Origin of the sequence: Sphingomonas piscis (genome assembly GCF_011300455.1) — a bacterium.
Lineage (GTDB): Bacteria > Pseudomonadota > Alphaproteobacteria > Sphingomonadales > Sphingomonadaceae > Sphingomicrobium > Sphingomicrobium piscis.
In genome coordinates, this window is sequence record NZ_CP049869.1 from 264211 (window position 1) to 277689 (window position 13479).

20 protein-coding genes are annotated in these 13479 nt (G+C 62.9%); 9 read left to right on the forward strand and 11 right to left on the reverse strand.

Annotated elements, in window-relative coordinates; translation table 11 throughout:
- Positions 1 to 16: 16 nt before the first annotated feature.
- The 4 genes from G7077_RS01320 to G7077_RS01335 all read right to left on the reverse strand — a co-directional run bounded on the left by G7077_RS01320 (position 17) and on the right by G7077_RS01335 (position 2664).
- On the reverse strand, positions 17 to 718 hold the full coding sequence (locus G7077_RS01320; protein ID WP_166410148.1) for a hypothetical protein: 702 nt from the start codon (positions 716 to 718) through the stop codon (positions 17 to 19).
- Positions 693 to 1427, reverse strand: coding sequence for a hypothetical protein (locus tag G7077_RS01325; protein ID WP_166410149.1), 735 nt, complete (start codon positions 1425 to 1427; stop codon positions 693 to 695). The genes G7077_RS01320 and G7077_RS01325 overlap by 26 nt, the downstream gene beginning before the upstream one ends.
- Positions 1428 to 1613: 186 nt before the next feature.
- The gene (locus G7077_RS01330) at positions 1614 to 2162 is read right to left on the reverse strand and encodes a hypothetical protein (RefSeq protein WP_166410150.1); all 549 of its coding nucleotides are present in this window, start codon (positions 2160 to 2162) and stop codon (positions 1614 to 1616) included.
- Between the two features lie 118 nt (positions 2163 to 2280).
- On the reverse strand, positions 2281 to 2664 hold the full coding sequence (locus G7077_RS01335) for a hypothetical protein (RefSeq protein WP_166410151.1): 384 nt from the start codon (positions 2662 to 2664) through the stop codon (positions 2281 to 2283).
- A 150-nt stretch (positions 2665 to 2814) separates the two neighbouring features.
- On the opposite strand from G7077_RS01335, the gene G7077_RS01340 reads away from it, so the two are divergent.
- The 3 genes from G7077_RS01340 (at position 2815) to G7077_RS01350 (ending at position 4857) form a co-directional block, all read left to right on the forward strand.
- Positions 2815 to 3345: a retropepsin-like aspartic protease gene (locus G7077_RS01340; protein ID WP_166410152.1), complete on the forward strand. Its 531-nt coding sequence runs from the start codon at positions 2815 to 2817 to the stop codon at positions 3343 to 3345.
- Between the two features lie 429 nt (positions 3346 to 3774).
- Positions 3775 to 4383 carry a hypothetical protein gene (locus tag G7077_RS01345; RefSeq protein WP_166409922.1) on the forward strand — a complete coding sequence of 203 codons (609 nt, stop codon included), beginning with the start codon at positions 3775 to 3777 and terminating at the stop codon, positions 4381 to 4383.
- Between the two features lie 156 nt (positions 4384 to 4539).
- Entirely contained in the window at positions 4540 to 4857 is a 318-nt protein-coding gene (locus G7077_RS01350) for a hypothetical protein (protein ID WP_166410153.1), read from the forward strand.
- 242 nt (positions 4858 to 5099) lie between these two features.
- Here G7077_RS01350 and G7077_RS01355 read toward each other — a convergent pair whose 3' ends face one another.
- Positions 5100 to 5753 carry an energy transducer TonB gene (locus G7077_RS01355; RefSeq protein ID WP_166410154.1) on the reverse strand — a complete coding sequence of 218 codons (654 nt, stop codon included), beginning with the start codon at positions 5751 to 5753 and terminating at the stop codon, positions 5100 to 5102.
- A 261-nt stretch (positions 5754 to 6014) separates the two neighbouring features.
- Between G7077_RS01355 and G7077_RS01360 the strand changes: the two genes are divergently transcribed.
- A complete protein-coding gene (locus G7077_RS01360; RefSeq protein WP_166410155.1) occupies positions 6015 to 6299 on the forward strand; it encodes a hypothetical protein in 285 nt (94 codons plus the stop codon).
- The gene (locus G7077_RS01365; protein WP_166410156.1) at positions 6299 to 6700 is read left to right on the forward strand and encodes a GFA family protein; all 402 of its coding nucleotides are present in this window, start codon (positions 6299 to 6301) and stop codon (positions 6698 to 6700) included. Before G7077_RS01360 ends, G7077_RS01365 begins: the two co-directional genes overlap by 1 nt.
- A 6-nt stretch (positions 6701 to 6706) precedes the next feature.
- Here G7077_RS01365 and G7077_RS01370 read toward each other — a convergent pair whose 3' ends face one another.
- Together G7077_RS01370 and G7077_RS01375 are read right to left on the reverse strand one after the other, a co-directional pair.
- On the reverse strand, positions 6707 to 6910 hold the full coding sequence (locus tag G7077_RS01370) for a hypothetical protein (RefSeq protein ID WP_166410157.1): 204 nt from the start codon (positions 6908 to 6910) through the stop codon (positions 6707 to 6709).
- 165 nt (positions 6911 to 7075) lie between these two features.
- Positions 7076 to 7900, reverse strand: a complete 825-nt coding sequence (locus G7077_RS01375) for a hypothetical protein (protein ID WP_166410158.1) — start codon at positions 7898 to 7900, stop codon at positions 7076 to 7078.
- A 93-nt stretch (positions 7901 to 7993) separates the two neighbouring features.
- Here G7077_RS01375 and G7077_RS01380 point away from each other — a divergent pair, with 93 nt between their 5' ends.
- Positions 7994 to 8584 carry an SOS response-associated peptidase gene (locus tag G7077_RS01380; protein WP_166410159.1) on the forward strand — a complete coding sequence of 197 codons (591 nt, stop codon included), beginning with the start codon at positions 7994 to 7996 and terminating at the stop codon, positions 8582 to 8584.
- On the opposite strand, the gene G7077_RS01385 is transcribed toward G7077_RS01380, so the two are convergent.
- Positions 8581 to 8811, reverse strand: coding sequence for a V-type ATPase 116kDa subunit family protein (locus G7077_RS01385; protein WP_166410160.1), 231 nt, complete (start codon positions 8809 to 8811; stop codon positions 8581 to 8583). The two genes, G7077_RS01380 and G7077_RS01385, sit on opposite strands and share 4 nt — an antisense overlap.
- Before the next feature lie 122 nt (positions 8812 to 8933).
- On the opposite strand from G7077_RS01385, the gene G7077_RS01390 reads away from it, so the two are divergent.
- The 3 genes from G7077_RS01390 to G7077_RS01400 all read left to right on the forward strand — a co-directional run bounded on the left by G7077_RS01390 (position 8934) and on the right by G7077_RS01400 (position 9985).
- The gene (locus G7077_RS01390; protein ID WP_166410161.1) at positions 8934 to 9611 is read left to right on the forward strand and encodes a zinc ribbon domain-containing protein; all 678 of its coding nucleotides are present in this window, start codon (positions 8934 to 8936) and stop codon (positions 9609 to 9611) included.
- Positions 9612 to 9678: 67 nt separating this feature from the next.
- On the forward strand, positions 9679 to 9819 hold the full coding sequence (locus G7077_RS01395) for a hypothetical protein (RefSeq protein WP_166410162.1): 141 nt from the start codon (positions 9679 to 9681) through the stop codon (positions 9817 to 9819).
- Complete coding sequence (locus G7077_RS01400; RefSeq protein WP_166410163.1) at positions 9806 to 9985, forward strand: hypothetical protein; 180 nt, start codon at positions 9806 to 9808, stop codon at positions 9983 to 9985. Before G7077_RS01395 ends, G7077_RS01400 begins: the two co-directional genes overlap by 14 nt.
- 262 nt (positions 9986 to 10247) lie before the next feature.
- Here G7077_RS01400 and G7077_RS01405 read toward each other — a convergent pair whose 3' ends face one another.
- The 3 genes from G7077_RS01405 to G7077_RS01415 form a co-directional block, all read right to left on the reverse strand.
- On the reverse strand, positions 10248 to 10982 hold the full coding sequence (locus G7077_RS01405; protein ID WP_166410164.1) for a TlyA family RNA methyltransferase: 735 nt from the start codon (positions 10980 to 10982) through the stop codon (positions 10248 to 10250).
- 10 nt (positions 10983 to 10992) lie between these two features.
- Positions 10993 to 12915 carry a 1-deoxy-D-xylulose-5-phosphate synthase gene (gene dxs, locus G7077_RS01410; protein ID WP_166410165.1) on the reverse strand — a complete coding sequence of 641 codons (1923 nt, stop codon included), beginning with the start codon at positions 12913 to 12915 and terminating at the stop codon, positions 10993 to 10995.
- 85 nt (positions 12916 to 13000) lie between these two features.
- Entirely contained in the window at positions 13001 to 13462 is a 462-nt protein-coding gene (locus tag G7077_RS01415) for a Fur family transcriptional regulator (RefSeq protein ID WP_166410166.1), read from the reverse strand.
- Between the last annotated feature and the right edge of the window lie 17 nt (positions 13463 to 13479).

Sequence of the window (13479 nt, forward strand, 5' to 3'; positions counted from 1 at the left end):
CCAATTCATCTTACGGTCAGATTTGCAGCAACTTCAGGAAAAATCCAGTTTCGTGCGCGGCTTCTTCCACAGGTTTGTCAAGCTTCTCAACTCGACCTGCTTTGGTTCTAACGAAACCAATAAGGTTCCCGTCGACGGCAAATACTATAGCTGCCGCGGCTGGATCTCGGCTCCAACGAAAACCAAACTCTCCCTCGGCATCGATGAACTTTGAAGGCGCTGGTACCCGCAGTACTTCAAGCAGACCAACTATCTCACGAGCCTTCCTGATTGAATCGGAAGATGGAGCTACTGATCCTTGTCCAGCCCAACCGTCTTTGAGGGTCTCCCATCTTGCAAGAGAAACACGGACCCCTTCCCATCGCGCAGCTTTTCGAGGTGCGTTGGAGTAAACGTAAGTGGCAGGAGTGATCCGGTCGGCATTTTGCGAGCTTCGGAAATCTCGCGTGATTTTGGCCGTTCCCTTGTCGGCGGAAGAGTAATCGACCTCTTTGCAAACTGTCCACGGAATTCCCGAAAGAGGACCGTGATCGTTGAAGATCACGGGTGAAACTTCAACTTGCTTGCAAGCGAAAATCCAACGACCAACGTCCGTAGCACGAGCCGCAAGTGTCTCACGATCAAGAAGACTTGTCTCATCATCTAAATCGACGACCGACGACGACCATTTAGGAGCACGATGCTGAACGATGTTATCGGATAAGGTAAGCATATCCACTCTCTACTAGGGCTCTTGCGTCTGAGATAAGCTCTTCAAAGAGAGATCCGACATCAGCATCTGTTGTTGGTGTAGCGGGAGAGGTATTCACGTCAATATTCAGTACCGTTGCATGGTGCTCTTTAATCGTTGCTGACGGGGCTACTGACCCAGGCGTAACTTGCATCACGAAAATTTGCTGCGTGCCCACCCCCCAAGTTGCCAATCGATTTATCGTGACGCCAGTCTCCAGCGAACGCTGGATATTGAAGCGAAACTGAATGTCGATGGCGGAACTCGGGAGGTCTTCTCCAAGACGCACCTCGCTACGAAGGCGTTCAAGAGCCTCGGCTTGGGAACCTACCCGCTGAGCAGCATTGAGAACGACAGCCAACCTTTGATGACGCAAAGGTTCGATCATCAACAAAAAGTAAGATCTTAAGACCTGAAGCGCCGTCTCAAGGTCTCCGATATGGCTCAGACCATCATCGTTACGAGTCAAGCTGGTGAGACCTAGCTCTAACCGACCCAACTGCGCTGTAACTGCAGCTTGCAGCTCACCTACCGAACCGATTGCCGTTGCCGATGCAGCCTGCCCCGGTATGGAGGACTGAAAATTCTGAGGATTGGACTTAAACGCCCGCAACCACGGCTGCAGTGCGTCTGGAGTACCATCACCAGCTGGCTCGTGAAACGCGACTGCAACGATAGATTCAACGAGCCAGCTCATTCTTCCCTCACTTCCGGACGCATATCATATCGGCCGTCACCAAAGGGTTGACAAGCTCATCACAAAGCAGCGCCGAGCTTCCGCCACACTCATTAGTCAGCGTGGACACAAAGCTTAGCAAAGAATTGCTACTCGCTGCGATCCGGCGACGCTCTGCTTTCCTGTTCAAGATGGCATTCTATGCCGTCACTGTATCTGCAAATCCTCGTCGAGGAACGCCTTCACGCCCGATCCGGCGAGGATCTGCGCGCTGGTTCCGGTTACGAAGAAGCCGGCAACCGGCACCAGCGCGATCGCCGTCACCACGCCCGCCGTCCCAGTCACGCCCTTGTCGTCGAACGTGCCGCTGAGGCGGATCAGGCGGTCGCCGACGCGGGTGCTGAGCACGCGCGCCTCGATGCGGCCCGACTTGCCCCACATGCCCTTGCGGCGAACCTCGGTGATCTCGGCCGTGACCGGCGACCCTGCCGGAATGACGACCTTGCCGCCAAGCAGCACGTCCGACGCAACTTCCATCCGGATGCGGTGCCCTTCGCGAAGCGCCTTGTTGTTGGAGTTGATCGTCTCGCTCATGCGCAGCGGAACTTCGGCCCCGGCGCGAAGCACCGACGGACCAGCCGGTGAAATGATGGTCGCATGCGCAGGCGCGGGAGCAACTGCCGCAACGGGTGCAACAGGCTGAACCGCCGCTGCCTGAAGCAGCGCGACAAGCGCGATCGAAGAATTGAAAGCCAAGTTATCCTCCCCCTTTTACTCCCGCTCCCCCGAGCGGATTGTAGCAGGATACTCGCTTCCGGAAGATAATCAAAAGTAAACGAAAGAGGTCAGGATCACTGACCATCCACCGCCCTGGCTACCGACGCATGCCGCACCCTTCCGTTGAGCGGTTGCGATAACTGTGGACCACCCATGTTCCGCGCGCTTCGTCCCACTGCGCGAAGACCTGGAGCACGCAGTTGCGGCTTGGGACGCCGCCATCCAGCATCCGCCGTTCGGTCGTCCACCATCGTTCGTTGCGGTCGTAGCCATTGTCCTCCTGGACGATGACGTCGGTCGTGACCCATTCGAACAATCGGATGCCGCCGGGCAGGTCGACCACATTGTCAGGCACGTCGCCGTGGAAAGCGGCCACCGCCGCCGCGACGGGCTGCCCTCGCAGCTGCCGATCCATCCTGCTCGCGCACCCGCCCACCGCCAGCGCCGCAACCAATGCAGCCAGAACCAGGCTCCGCTTCATGCTCATCATCCCCCCACTCGCTTCCCCAGCGGGAGGCAGCATGATCGAAGTCCGGCAAAGACGCAAAGGGGGCGGCTCTCCTGAGCTTGTCGAAGAGCTCGGCAGCATCGCCTCATTGCACTCCCGTTACAAATTAGTAGCGTGTCGCCCGTGAAAGCTTTCGCCGCCCTTATTGCCGCTTTTGTCCTCGCCGCGCCGGCGGCGGCGCAGCAACCGATGACCTATTATGCCGGGCCTTCGCGCGTCACCCTGCCCCTCACCCGCGCGGCGGACGGGAAAGTGTTCGTGCAAGCGACCGTCCAGGGACAGCCGGCGACCCTGCTGATCGATACCGGCGGTTCGCAATTCCTCGACCTTGCGGTCTGCAATCGTCTCGGACTCAAGCTTACCGACTCTCCGCAGCCAGGTTATGGTCTCGGCAGCGGCCCGACGCCGTTCAAGACGGGCTATGCCGACATGCGGCTGGGCGGTTTGTCGGTCACCGGGCTCCCCGTCAGCTGCATCGAAATGACGGAGCTTCGCGCGCTTCACAAGCGGCAGAAGTTTCCCGACTTCGACGGCATTGTAGGCTCGGAGCTGATGGCGGCACTGCGCGCCCGGCTCGACTACGACAGGATGATCGTCGAGCTTCGCCGGCCGACCCGCGCCAGCATGGCGAAGGAATTGCAGCACCGCCGATAAAGCTCCAGCGCTCGGCATTCTTTGCTGTCCTACAGCGCCTCACCTGCCCTACCCTGCGGCATGCGCTGCCCACCAGTTCCTGCTGCCCACCCGTTCCTTCTGTGTCGCCGGCGCCCACGCTCCCACGCAAACCGCGCCACGCGGCCAACTTCGTGGAATTGCGCGTCCCGGACTCGGTTCTATTCGGCCTCTTCGGAAGGCGCGGCGAAAAGCCCGCCACAGCGTCACCCGAGTCAACTTCCTCTCGGGAAAAGTCCTACATTCTCCTATTCGGAACCGCTCCTCAGCCGGCCCGTGACAACGCAAACCTAAGCCGGTGAACGGGGCAGAGCCGGCTTGTTGTTTTCGGTTCATGCGACTTGTTGGGGGTGCGGCACGTTCTGACCTTACGTTCCGGTGATTTGAGGCCGGACTTGTAAGGATTTTTCCATGAAGACCATTGCAACCCTCGGCGCCGTCGCCGCCTTGGCCGGCATCGCCGCCCCCGCCGCCGCGCAGGGCTATTATTCGCAGCCGCAGCAGGGCTATCCGCAGCAGGGCTATGCCCAGCCCGGCTATCCGGTTCAGGGCTATCCCGCCCCCGGCTACGCCCAGCAGGGCGGAATCGCCGGCGTGATCCAGCAACTGCTCGGCAACCGCTATCAGGCGAATGACCGCACGGCGATCACGCAGTGCGCAAGCGCCGCCTCCGCCCAGGCCAGCAACCAGTATCGCCCGCGTGGCCAGGCCTATGGCGCCTATCCGCAGGGCAACGCCTATGGGCAGCAGCAGTATAACAGTCCCTACATGGCCCGCGTCACCGCCATCACGGACGTTCAGCGCACCCGCAACGGCCTGCGCGTCACCGGCGCGATGGACAGCGGCGCTTCGGGCTATCCGAACCAGGCCTATGGCCAGCAGCGGGTCGACCAGTACGGGCGTCCCATTCCGGTCGCAGCGATGGGCGACCTCACCTTCCGCTGCAACGTCGACTATCGCGGGCAGGTTACCAACGTCCGCATCAGCCGCAACCGCGCGGCCTACCGTCCGGGCTACTAAGAGGTGAAGTGGCGCGCGGGCTTCTGGGCTCGCGCGCCACTTGCCGTTCGCTAATCCCCTGGGAACATGCTAGTGTCGTCCCATCGCGCATCCTTTTTGCAGGCGTTGCGCGGCTGAGAGACATGTCGCGCTCCCGCTTGCTGCAGGAGCTTCTCCATGTCCCTTCCCGAAACCCTCGTTCCCGCCCTCGCCGCGACCCCCACCACCCGCGACAAGGACGCCCGGGAGACCTCCACCGGCTGCCGCGAGCGCGCCACGGCCGACACCGCCCGCTCACTCGTCATGGACACGGCCAACGGCCGCCTCATCTTCGAAAAGAGCGCCGCCAACTGGACCAAGCGCGCCGACATGCTCCACCGCATCGAAACCGGCATCGAAGCCCGCCTTCGCGCGCCGCAGCCCGTCGCACAGCTGCAGGTCGAGCTCACCACCGCCGAAATCGCCGAGGATGCCGCTTTCGTCCGCTTCGGGTAAACCGACAAGCGCACAGGCTAAACACGCAAGGCGCTAAGGTTGCCTGCTTACTGGCTCGTAGTAGATCCACGTCCGGTAGATACCGCTCATATCCGGCCCGTCAGCCAACCGTTCGAATGGATATTGCGGCGCCTCGCGACAAACGGCGTCACGCGGGGAACTCTCAGGGAAGGAGTCCAGCACCTCGCAGCTGCGCAGGGTCCCGTCCGCTTTCACCACCAGCTTGGCGGAGCGTCGTGCAATCATGAACGGCTCACGGGTTCAACCATCGGTTCGCCTACCGGAAGAAAGCGGCTCTCGATAATCTGCCGATAAGGATCGCTGCCTATTTCCTTTGCCAGTCGAGCCGCCCGGTCCCCCGAATACGCCGTAGTGATCCTGCAAATACTGTCCGGCTGTTCGCTGCTCTCAATCTTGCAGTCGGTCTGCTCGCCGGTCGAGTGGATCAGCACCGACATGCGATGAAACCAGCCGTGCCGCGATGGGCCTGACTGACCCATCCTCCATGTCACCGTTTCGGTGAAACTGCGCGCTTTGGCGTTTGTAGCCGGCTCATATTGCGCACGCTCGGCATAGACACGGCAACTTACCGCATCGAGCGACGCGGACTTGGACGATGTCGCAATGTTGCAGTCAGTTACCTTACCGGCCGGATCCACCGTCAGGCGGATGACAACACTCCCCTGCTCGCCTCTCTGCAACGCGTCGTCAGGGTAATCCTCTGCCTTGAGGACTTGCGGATCGAGCAGCTTGGGTTTCGCGTCCGCGCCAGCCTTGGACGCAGCGCTTGCGCTGCCAGCCATGCTGACGGGTTGCCCGGGAACGATGGTAACCGGAGCCTCGCTTGCAGCCTGCAACGAGGCAGCGAAGCTGGCCAGCGCAATGATTAGTGTCATGTCTTACCCCCTCGCAACAGCATGTTACCGGGCAGGTCGCGGCGCAACAGCCAAATCGCTGTCCTACAATGGACACTTTGGGATAGCTTGGGGCTCATGATCTGCTGTCTCAAGTCACCGGCGGTGCTACCGGACCGCGAAGTTGACGTTCAGCGGATTGAATTCAGCCGCGCGCAAGCCGCGCCAGTACGTCACCCGTGTCAACTTCCCCTTGGGAGAAATCCTATGCGCTGCCCTTTTGCACCCCAAGCTTGCGCCTTGATGGCGCTGCTCACACTCGCCTTCGCAGCCCCCGCTCCGGCGTCGACGCCCGCGGCCTGGACGGCGTTGAAGCGCACGGTTGACCGCGCCTGCCTGTCGATGGTGGACGGCCGCAACAAAAAGATCGTCGGCGACAGCGCCAGCTTCCCGGACACGGTGCCGATCGAGCTCCGCCACGTTCAGACCACCAATCGCCGCGGGGTCAAGGAAGTGAAGCTTTGCGTCTACGATCGCGCCAAGCGCCGCGCAGCCGTGACCGACCACGACTCCGGCACGAGGCACTGATGCGGGACGCGGAGGAGCTGACCGGCGGCTGCCTTTGCGGTGACGTTCGCCTGACTGCGGTTGGAGAGCCATTCCGCGTGGGCCTGTGCCACTGCCTCGATTGCCGCAAACATCATGGCGCCATCTTCTTCGCAGCGGGAATGTATCCGGCGGATGCGGTGACGGTCAGCGGCGAAACCCGCGACTGGGAGGGCCGGCATTTCTGCCCGCGCTGCGGCTCGTCTGTATTCAACCGGTTCGGGGATGAGGTGGAGGTGCATCTCGGCACCCTCGACGCGCCGAGCCGGCTGGTGCCGACTTACGAATGCTGGGCGATCCGCCGCGAAGACTGGCTCCCGGCGCTTCCCCTCGTCCACAGCTACTCCCGCGACCGCGAGAGCGACGGACGGCGAGAAGACTGACGTGGACTATGCCTGCCGGCGCTCTTCCTCTTGGACCAGGGTGGCGACCAGGCGGCGCTGTTCCCACAGCTCGCACTGGGTCCCGAACCCGCGGGCGTGGGCCATGGCGATGGCATCCTCGTCACTCGCCGCCTTGATGAAGTCCGACGTGACGATCTTCATCCGGGCGTCAAAGCAATAGACGCGATATTCCTTGAGCGGTGAAGACATGAACGGGCTCCGTGCAATCAGCGGGAGCTCTCATTCGTCTCTCGTGCATCGCCAGGCTGAAATCCGACGGCGTTGCTGCAGCGACAGATAGCAGGTTTTCCGCCGGCCACCTAATGTCGGCCCGCGGACTCCGGGAATCGGGGCTGGTTGCCGTCATCGCATGGCTCAAATTGCCCGCTCACCGGCGCGAACGGGTCCATCGTCGATCGTCGCCGGCATGATCCGGAAGCCGACCATGGTAGCGAAATGGCGAAGCGAGCTGGACACGGAGAGCGGGTGGACGTTGTCGACGAGAAAGCGGATTCCGCGCTCGCTCAGCACTTGGGCCAGCGCGGCGGTCATTGAATAGCGGGCGAGAGTCGCGTCCGGGCTTGCCTCCAGCACCCGGAAGAAGCGCAGCAGCCCGACATTGCCGCTTGTCGGGGTAACCGACACCGCTAGGGCGCGGCCATCCGCCGCGAAGGCCGCGATCCACAACTCGGTCTCGTCCAGTCCGTCGAGATTGGGGTGGCGGCGACGGTAGCGAAGATTGGGGTGCGCCTTCTCGAATGCCGCTGCCCGCTCCTTTCGACCCGACCGCTCCTCGGGCGAGGTAACCAGCCGGCAGGTGATGCCGAGCTTGTCGGCCTTGCGGACCATCCGCCGCAAGGTCGCTTGCCCCGGCGCGGCGAGCACGTCGCCCGGATCCCGCGGGATCGGAAGGACAGACAAGGCGCGATGGAAGATGCTGCGGAGTCCAAAGCTGGTGCGGTCGATCCAGCCTCGGATCTGCTCTCCTTCAGGATCATGGCCGATACACAGGCGCACTCTCGGCGCCGTTCGCAATGCTGCGCCGATCCGGACCAGCAAAATGGCCTGCGCCGGCGTTGGAATGCGGCTGCCGGTGTAGCGGTCCGCCCGGCTGCCGCACATGGCCTCCAGCCGCCTTGCTCTGGCTTCCTGGCGCGGGTCCGGCGGTGCGCGTCGGTCGGTCGAAGATGGATCGAGCATGAAGCTTGCGGAATGATAACGCTCCGCGTCATATTGATCTACCCGTAACGATACGGCTTTTGGCCGGGAGCACGACAATGCTAGGTCGAGGCGATGTGCAACCTCTACACCCAGACCAGCTCGGTGGACGCGATCCGTCAGGTGGTGAAGGAGTTGGGCCTGCCGCTCCGCTTTCCGGAAGGCGCGCCGAACCTTCAGCCGCGCGACATTTGCATCACCGATCCCGCGCCTATCTTGCGTGCGGCAGGCGATGCGTTGGGCGCAGAACTGATCGTCCGCCGCTGGAGCTGGCCGGGCCCAGGCGGCAAGCCGGTTTACAATTATCGCTCGGACGGCCGGGAGTTTGGCAGCGGACGCTGCCTGATCTTGGCCGACGGATTCTACGAGTTCACCGCGCCGTCGGACCCGAAGCAGAAGCGCAAGGACCGCTGGCTGTTCGCCGATCCGTCCGGCGGTTTGCTCGGTATCGCCGGGCTCGTCCGAACGGCGCCGGAAATTGGCGAGGCGTTCACCATGCTGACGACCGAGCCCGGGCCCGATGTCGCGCCATATCACAGCCGTCAGGTGGCGTTGCTCGACCGAGCCGCGTGGACTTCATGGCTCGACGGCAGTGTGCCCGCCCGAGAGCTGATCCGGCCGTTGCCGGGAGGGAGCCTGACCGTCTCCCCCTCGCTCAGGACTTAGTCGCGGCTGCCGCCGATCGCCGAGCCGATGGTGTGCGCACTGTGGGTCTGTCGGCGGATGGCCTCAACCTCCTCTTCGCTCAGGCGGCTTTCGAGCCGTTCCGTCGCTTGCTCGGCTTCGTCGATCTGCTCCTCGGCGCCTTCCTCCCGCTCCATCTCCGGCGGCCGAGCATCGGGCTCCGACTTGATGGTCTGCGGATGATCCTTCTCGATGTCGTACTTGCTCATTCGTTTCTCCTTGTGGACTGAACGCACAATCCGCCTCACCGTGCCCCGTTGCATGGACGTGTGTTGCTCCTCTATTACGCGGCTCCAGCGATGGCCTTTCGAGGTCAAGGAGAGATCAAGCCGTGCAATGCCCCAAATGCGGCGCCGAAGTGTCGGTGCTCCGCGAGTTCTGCCCCCAGTGCGGCGCGACGCTTCACAACGACGAGCCGGAGCGCAAGCCTGCGCGTGATGCCGGGGTTTCCCGCGGGTCCGGTCCGGACGACCTTGGCCGCCGCAAAAAGGTGATCATCGGCGCGGCCGCGGTGCTGCTGAGTATCGGCGCGTTGAGCAACGGCAACTGGTTCGACTGGGATTCGGACGATCGCGGCCGTCCGGAAGTGTCGCACCGTGAGGAGCCGCGCGGTCCGATCAGCGTCACCGCCGAGGAGTTGTTTCAGAGCTTCCAGCGCGACCGGGAAGAGACTGAGGAGCGCTACGACGACCGCGAGATGGTGGTCACGGGCGAGTTCGAGCGAATCGTTCCGGACGGCTACGGCAGCCTCGACCTCCGGCTGAAGACCTCCGACCCCGAAAACCCAGTCGGCGTCGACGTTGCCGGTCCGTCGATCGACGATGCCAAGAAACTTCGCCCCGGACAGCAGGTGACGGTCAGTTGCCGGGCATTGGGCGGCTATGACGACGATGTGCTTTGGGTGCGCGAGTGTGCGGTCCAGGCGGGCGGAGGTGCAACGCCGGTAGCGCCGGCGACAAGGAAGGGGCCGACCCCGCCACCGGCACCCGAGCCGCCGCAGGAGCCCTGACCGTCGCCTTAAGGCGGTAGGAACGGCCTTCAAACGCTGGCGTTCACTTTTCGAAGGAGACGCCGGCATGACTCAGAAGACGAACGAGCAGGCAGAGGAAAATCCCGCCGCGGAACGCACCGGGCAGGATCAGCCACAGGAGACCGCAACCGAGCAGGCGCAGGCCGACGCTGCCAAGGAGCGGGAGAGCGAACGTGGCTATCAGTGACGAGGCGAGGCCCGACGAAGGGATCGAAAGTCCCTCGGGCAGCGAGATGGACAACACGGGCGAGCCCGATCCTGTGGGTGGCGGCTGCCTGAAACTCGGTTGGGGTTGTCTGCCCCTTGTTGCCGGGATCGTGATCGCCGTCCCGACCCTGTTTAACTTCACGTAAGCCGGGCCAACGGCTTGCCTCATGTTATTTCACGTGGCTTCCGAATGAGTTAAAAGCCACGTGAAATCAACGGCCTACAAGGCCGCTGGCACAGGGGCAGCAAGTGAAAGAGCGATCGATCGACTACTTCCGCGAGCGGGAAAGGGCGGAGCGTGAGGCTGCGCTAAACGCAACGTGCGATCAGGCACGCTGGGCGCATCAGGAGATGGCGGAAAGCTACGCCAGAATGCTGAGAGCGGCTGAGCCCAAAGCGGACTAACGCTTAGCCTTTTGTGGCACCAAGCAGGAACTCGACGTTCCCCTCAGGGCCATTGATCGGGCTTTCGACGATTCCAAGAACGTCCCATCCATGGCTTTTCGTCCAGTCGCCGGCTTCCTGGCAGACGCGGGCGTGAACCGAAGGGTCGCGTACGACGCCGCCTTTTCCGACCTCCGCCCGGCCTGCTTCGAATTGCGGCTTGATCAGCGCAAGGAGGCAGGCGCCGGGTCGGGCCAACTTCAGCGGCGCTTCAAGCACCTTGGTCAGGCTGATGAAGCTTGCGTCGCATACTATGATGTCGACGGGTTCCGGAACGATTTCGGCAGTGAGCGTGCGGGCATTGGTCTGTTCGTGGACAATGACGCGCTCGTCCTGCCGGAGCTTCCACGCAAGCTGGTTGGTGCCGACATCGACCGCATAGACCCGCGCGGCACCGCGGCTGAGCAGCACATCGGTGAACCCGCCGGTGGAGCTACCAACGTCGAGCGCAGCAGCGCCCGTCACATCGAAGCCGAAGTGCGTTAGCCCGTAATCGAGCTTGATCCCGCCGCGGGATACCCAGGGGTGGTCCTTACCGCGAACGTCCAGAGCGGCATCGTCCGGCAGCATGTCGCCGGCCTTGGCGATCTTGCGCTCACCGGAAAAGACAGCGCCGGCCATGATAAATGCCTGTGCACGGCTCCGGCTCTCCGCCAATCCACGACTGACAAGCAACTGGTCGGCGCGAACCTTGGGCAAGGCCGATCCCCTATGCCCTGGCCTCTCCGACACCCGCGCTGTTGCTGCGGAGCGCCTTCAAGACCGTATCCACGATATGCGGCGCGTTGAGGCCCGCATCGTCATACTGCTTTTCAGGCTTGTCATGGTCCTGGAACGTGTCCGGAAGCCGCATGGTGCGCAGCTTCAGGCCGGCATCGATCAGCCCATGGTCGCTCGCCATCGTCAGGACGTGAGCGCCAAGCCCGCCAATCGCCGCTTCCTCGACTGTCACGGCCACCTGATGGGTTGTCAGCAAGCGCCGGATCAGATCCTCGTCCAAGGGCTTGGCGAAGCGAAGGTCCGCGACCGTGGTGGACAGGCCCATTGCCTCAAGCTGATCCGCGGCCTTTTCGGCTTCCTCGAGCCGGGTGCCCAGCGAGAGGATGGCGACCTTCTTCCCGTCACGAACGACGCGGCCCTTGCCGATCTCGAGGCGCTCAGGCGCGGCCGGCATCGGCAGGCCCCTGCCCTCGCCGCGCGGGTAGCGGACAGCGATGGGTCCGCTGTCATGCAAGGCCATGGTGTGGACCATGTGGGTTAGCTCAACCTCGTCAGCGGCGGCCATCACCACGAAGTTGGGCAGCGTGCAAAGATAGGCGAGGTCGAAGCTGCCGGCGTGCGTGGCACCGTCCGCGCCCACGAGACCGGCGCGATCCATGGCGAACCGCACCGGCAGGTTCTGGATCGCGACGTCGTGAACGACCTGGTCGTAGGCGCGCTGGAGGAAGGTCGAGTAAATGGCCACGAAGGGCCGGTAACCTTGTGCCGCCAAGCCGGCTGCAAAGGTGACCCCGTGCTGTTCTGCGATGCCGACGTCGAAAGTGCGCTCGGGAAAGCGCTTCTCGAACTTGTCGAGACCAGTGCCGGACGGCATCGCGGCGGTGATGGCCACGACCTTCTCGTCCCGCTCAGCCTCCGCAATCAGGGCGTCGGCGAAAACGCCGGTGTAGCTTGGCGCCTTGGCTTCCGCCTTGGCCTGCTTGCCGGAGACCACGTCGAACTTGACCACGCCGTGATATTTATCGGCGCTATCTTCGGCCGGAGCATAGCCTTTGCCCTTCTGGGTGACGACATGGATCAGCATCGGCCCGAGATCCGCGTCACGAACATTTTCAAGCACCTCGACGAGGGCCTGAACGTCGTGGCCGTCGACAGGGCCGACATAATAGAACCCAAGTTCGTCGAAGAGCGTGCCGCCCGTGACGAGCCCGCGCGCATATTCCTCGACGCGCTTCGCGGTCTTCTGAACCGATGCCGGAAATCTGCGGACGACCTTCTGCGCAAGCTTGCGCGGAGTCAGATATTTGTCCGACGACACCATTCGCGCCAACGCGTTGCGCAGGCTTCCGACCGGCGGCGCGATCGACATGTCATTGTCGTTGAGAATGACGACCAGCCGGTTGCCCGCGGCTTCGGCATTGTTCATTGCCTCATAGGCCATGCCGGCAGTCATGGCTCCGTCGCCGATGACGGCGATCGCATGGTGAGGGTCGCCGCTCAGCTTGTTGGCAATGGCGAAACCGAGCGCGGCGGAGATGCTGGTGGAGCTGTGCGCGGCGCCGAACGGGTCATATTCGCTTTCGCTGCGCTTGGTGAAGCCGGACAGGCCCCCGCCCTGGCGGAGGGTGCGGATGCGGTCGCGGCGGCCGGTGACGATCTTGTGCGGATAGGCTTGGTGCCCGACGTCCCAGATCAACTTGTCGTGGGGCGTGTCGAAAACATAGTGGAGGGCAACGGTCAGCTCCACGACGCCGAGGCCCGCTCCCAAGTGCCCGCCGGTCACCGAAACGGCGGAGATAACCTCCTGCCGGAGTTCATCGGAGAGTTGCGGCAGCTGCTCCTTGCCAAGCTTCCGAATGTCTTCTGGAGTCGCAACCTGATCCAGGAGCGGCGTTTGGGGACGATTGCTCATTAGTCAGGCACTTACGCTTTCGTTCCAAGCGTGTCACCAATGGGCGATGGTCCAGCGCATTTCTCACGAAATGCTCATGCGCCGCTCAGTTCGTCTCGCAGTCTCCACAGGTGCCGCGCACCTCGATAACGGGCCGCGGCGCGGTAAAGCCGGCGGACGCCGCCGCCTTGCGCACCCCGCCCGACAGGCTGTCGTCGTCGAGATGCACGGTCTGCCCGCAATTGTCGCAGATCAGGAAGATGCAGTCGTGCAGGCAGTCCGGATGGGCGTTCGCAACGTAGGCATTGGCACTCTCGACCCGGCGCGCGAGGTTGGAGCCGACGAAGAGGTCAAGGATCCGGTAGACGCTGTTGGCCGCGACCCGGCGCCCCTGGCTCTTCGAGACCGCCTCGGCAATGTCGTAAGCGCTGGCCGGTTTGTCGAACCCAGCAAGCGCCTCGAACACGGCGGAGCGCATGTCGGTCCATTGTTCGCCGCTGGAAATCAGCCGGTCGCGCGCCGCGTCGAGAAGCGACTCACCTTCATGGACATGATGTTCGTGGTTCATAACCTTGATTACGCCCG

Bases quoted from the DNA above. Each gene is read 5' to 3' on its own strand.
- G7077_RS01355 (WP_166410154.1), bottom strand. From the start codon at position 5,753: ATGACACTAATCATTGCGCTGGCCAGCTTCGCTGCCTCGTTGCAGGCT.
- G7077_RS01385 (WP_166410160.1), bottom strand. From the start codon at position 8,811: ATGAGCAAGTACGACATCGAGAAGGATCATCCGCAGACCATCAAGTCG.
- G7077_RS01370 (WP_166410157.1), bottom strand. From the start codon at position 6,910: ATGTCTTCACCGCTCAAGGAATATCGCGTCTATTGCTTTGACGCCCGG.
- G7077_RS01415 (WP_166410166.1), bottom strand. From the start codon at position 13,462: ATGAACCACGAACATCATGTCCATGAAGGTGAGTCGCTTCTCGACGCG.
- G7077_RS01350 (WP_166410153.1), top strand. From the start codon at position 4,540: ATGTCCCTTCCCGAAACCCTCGTTCCCGCCCTCGCCGCGACCCCCACC.
- G7077_RS01395 (WP_166410162.1), top strand. From the start codon at position 9,679: ATGACTCAGAAGACGAACGAGCAGGCAGAGGAAAATCCCGCCGCGGAA.
- dxs (WP_166410165.1), bottom strand. From the start codon at position 12,915: ATGAGCAATCGTCCCCAAACGCCGCTCCTGGATCAGGTTGCGACTCCA.
- G7077_RS01375 (WP_166410158.1), bottom strand. From the start codon at position 7,900: ATGCTCGATCCATCTTCGACCGACCGACGCGCACCGCCGGACCCGCGC.
- G7077_RS01365 (WP_166410156.1), top strand. From the start codon at position 6,299: ATGCGGGACGCGGAGGAGCTGACCGGCGGCTGCCTTTGCGGTGACGTT.
- G7077_RS01360 (WP_166410155.1), top strand. From the start codon at position 6,015: ATGGCGCTGCTCACACTCGCCTTCGCAGCCCCCGCTCCGGCGTCGACG.
- G7077_RS01335 (WP_166410151.1), bottom strand. From the start codon at position 2,664: ATGAAGCGGAGCCTGGTTCTGGCTGCATTGGTTGCGGCGCTGGCGGTG.
- G7077_RS01345 (WP_166409922.1), top strand. From the start codon at position 3,775: ATGAAGACCATTGCAACCCTCGGCGCCGTCGCCGCCTTGGCCGGCATC.
- G7077_RS01380 (WP_166410159.1), top strand. From the start codon at position 7,994: ATGTGCAACCTCTACACCCAGACCAGCTCGGTGGACGCGATCCGTCAG.
- G7077_RS01325 (WP_166410149.1), bottom strand. From the start codon at position 1,427: ATGAGCTGGCTCGTTGAATCTATCGTTGCAGTCGCGTTTCACGAGCCA.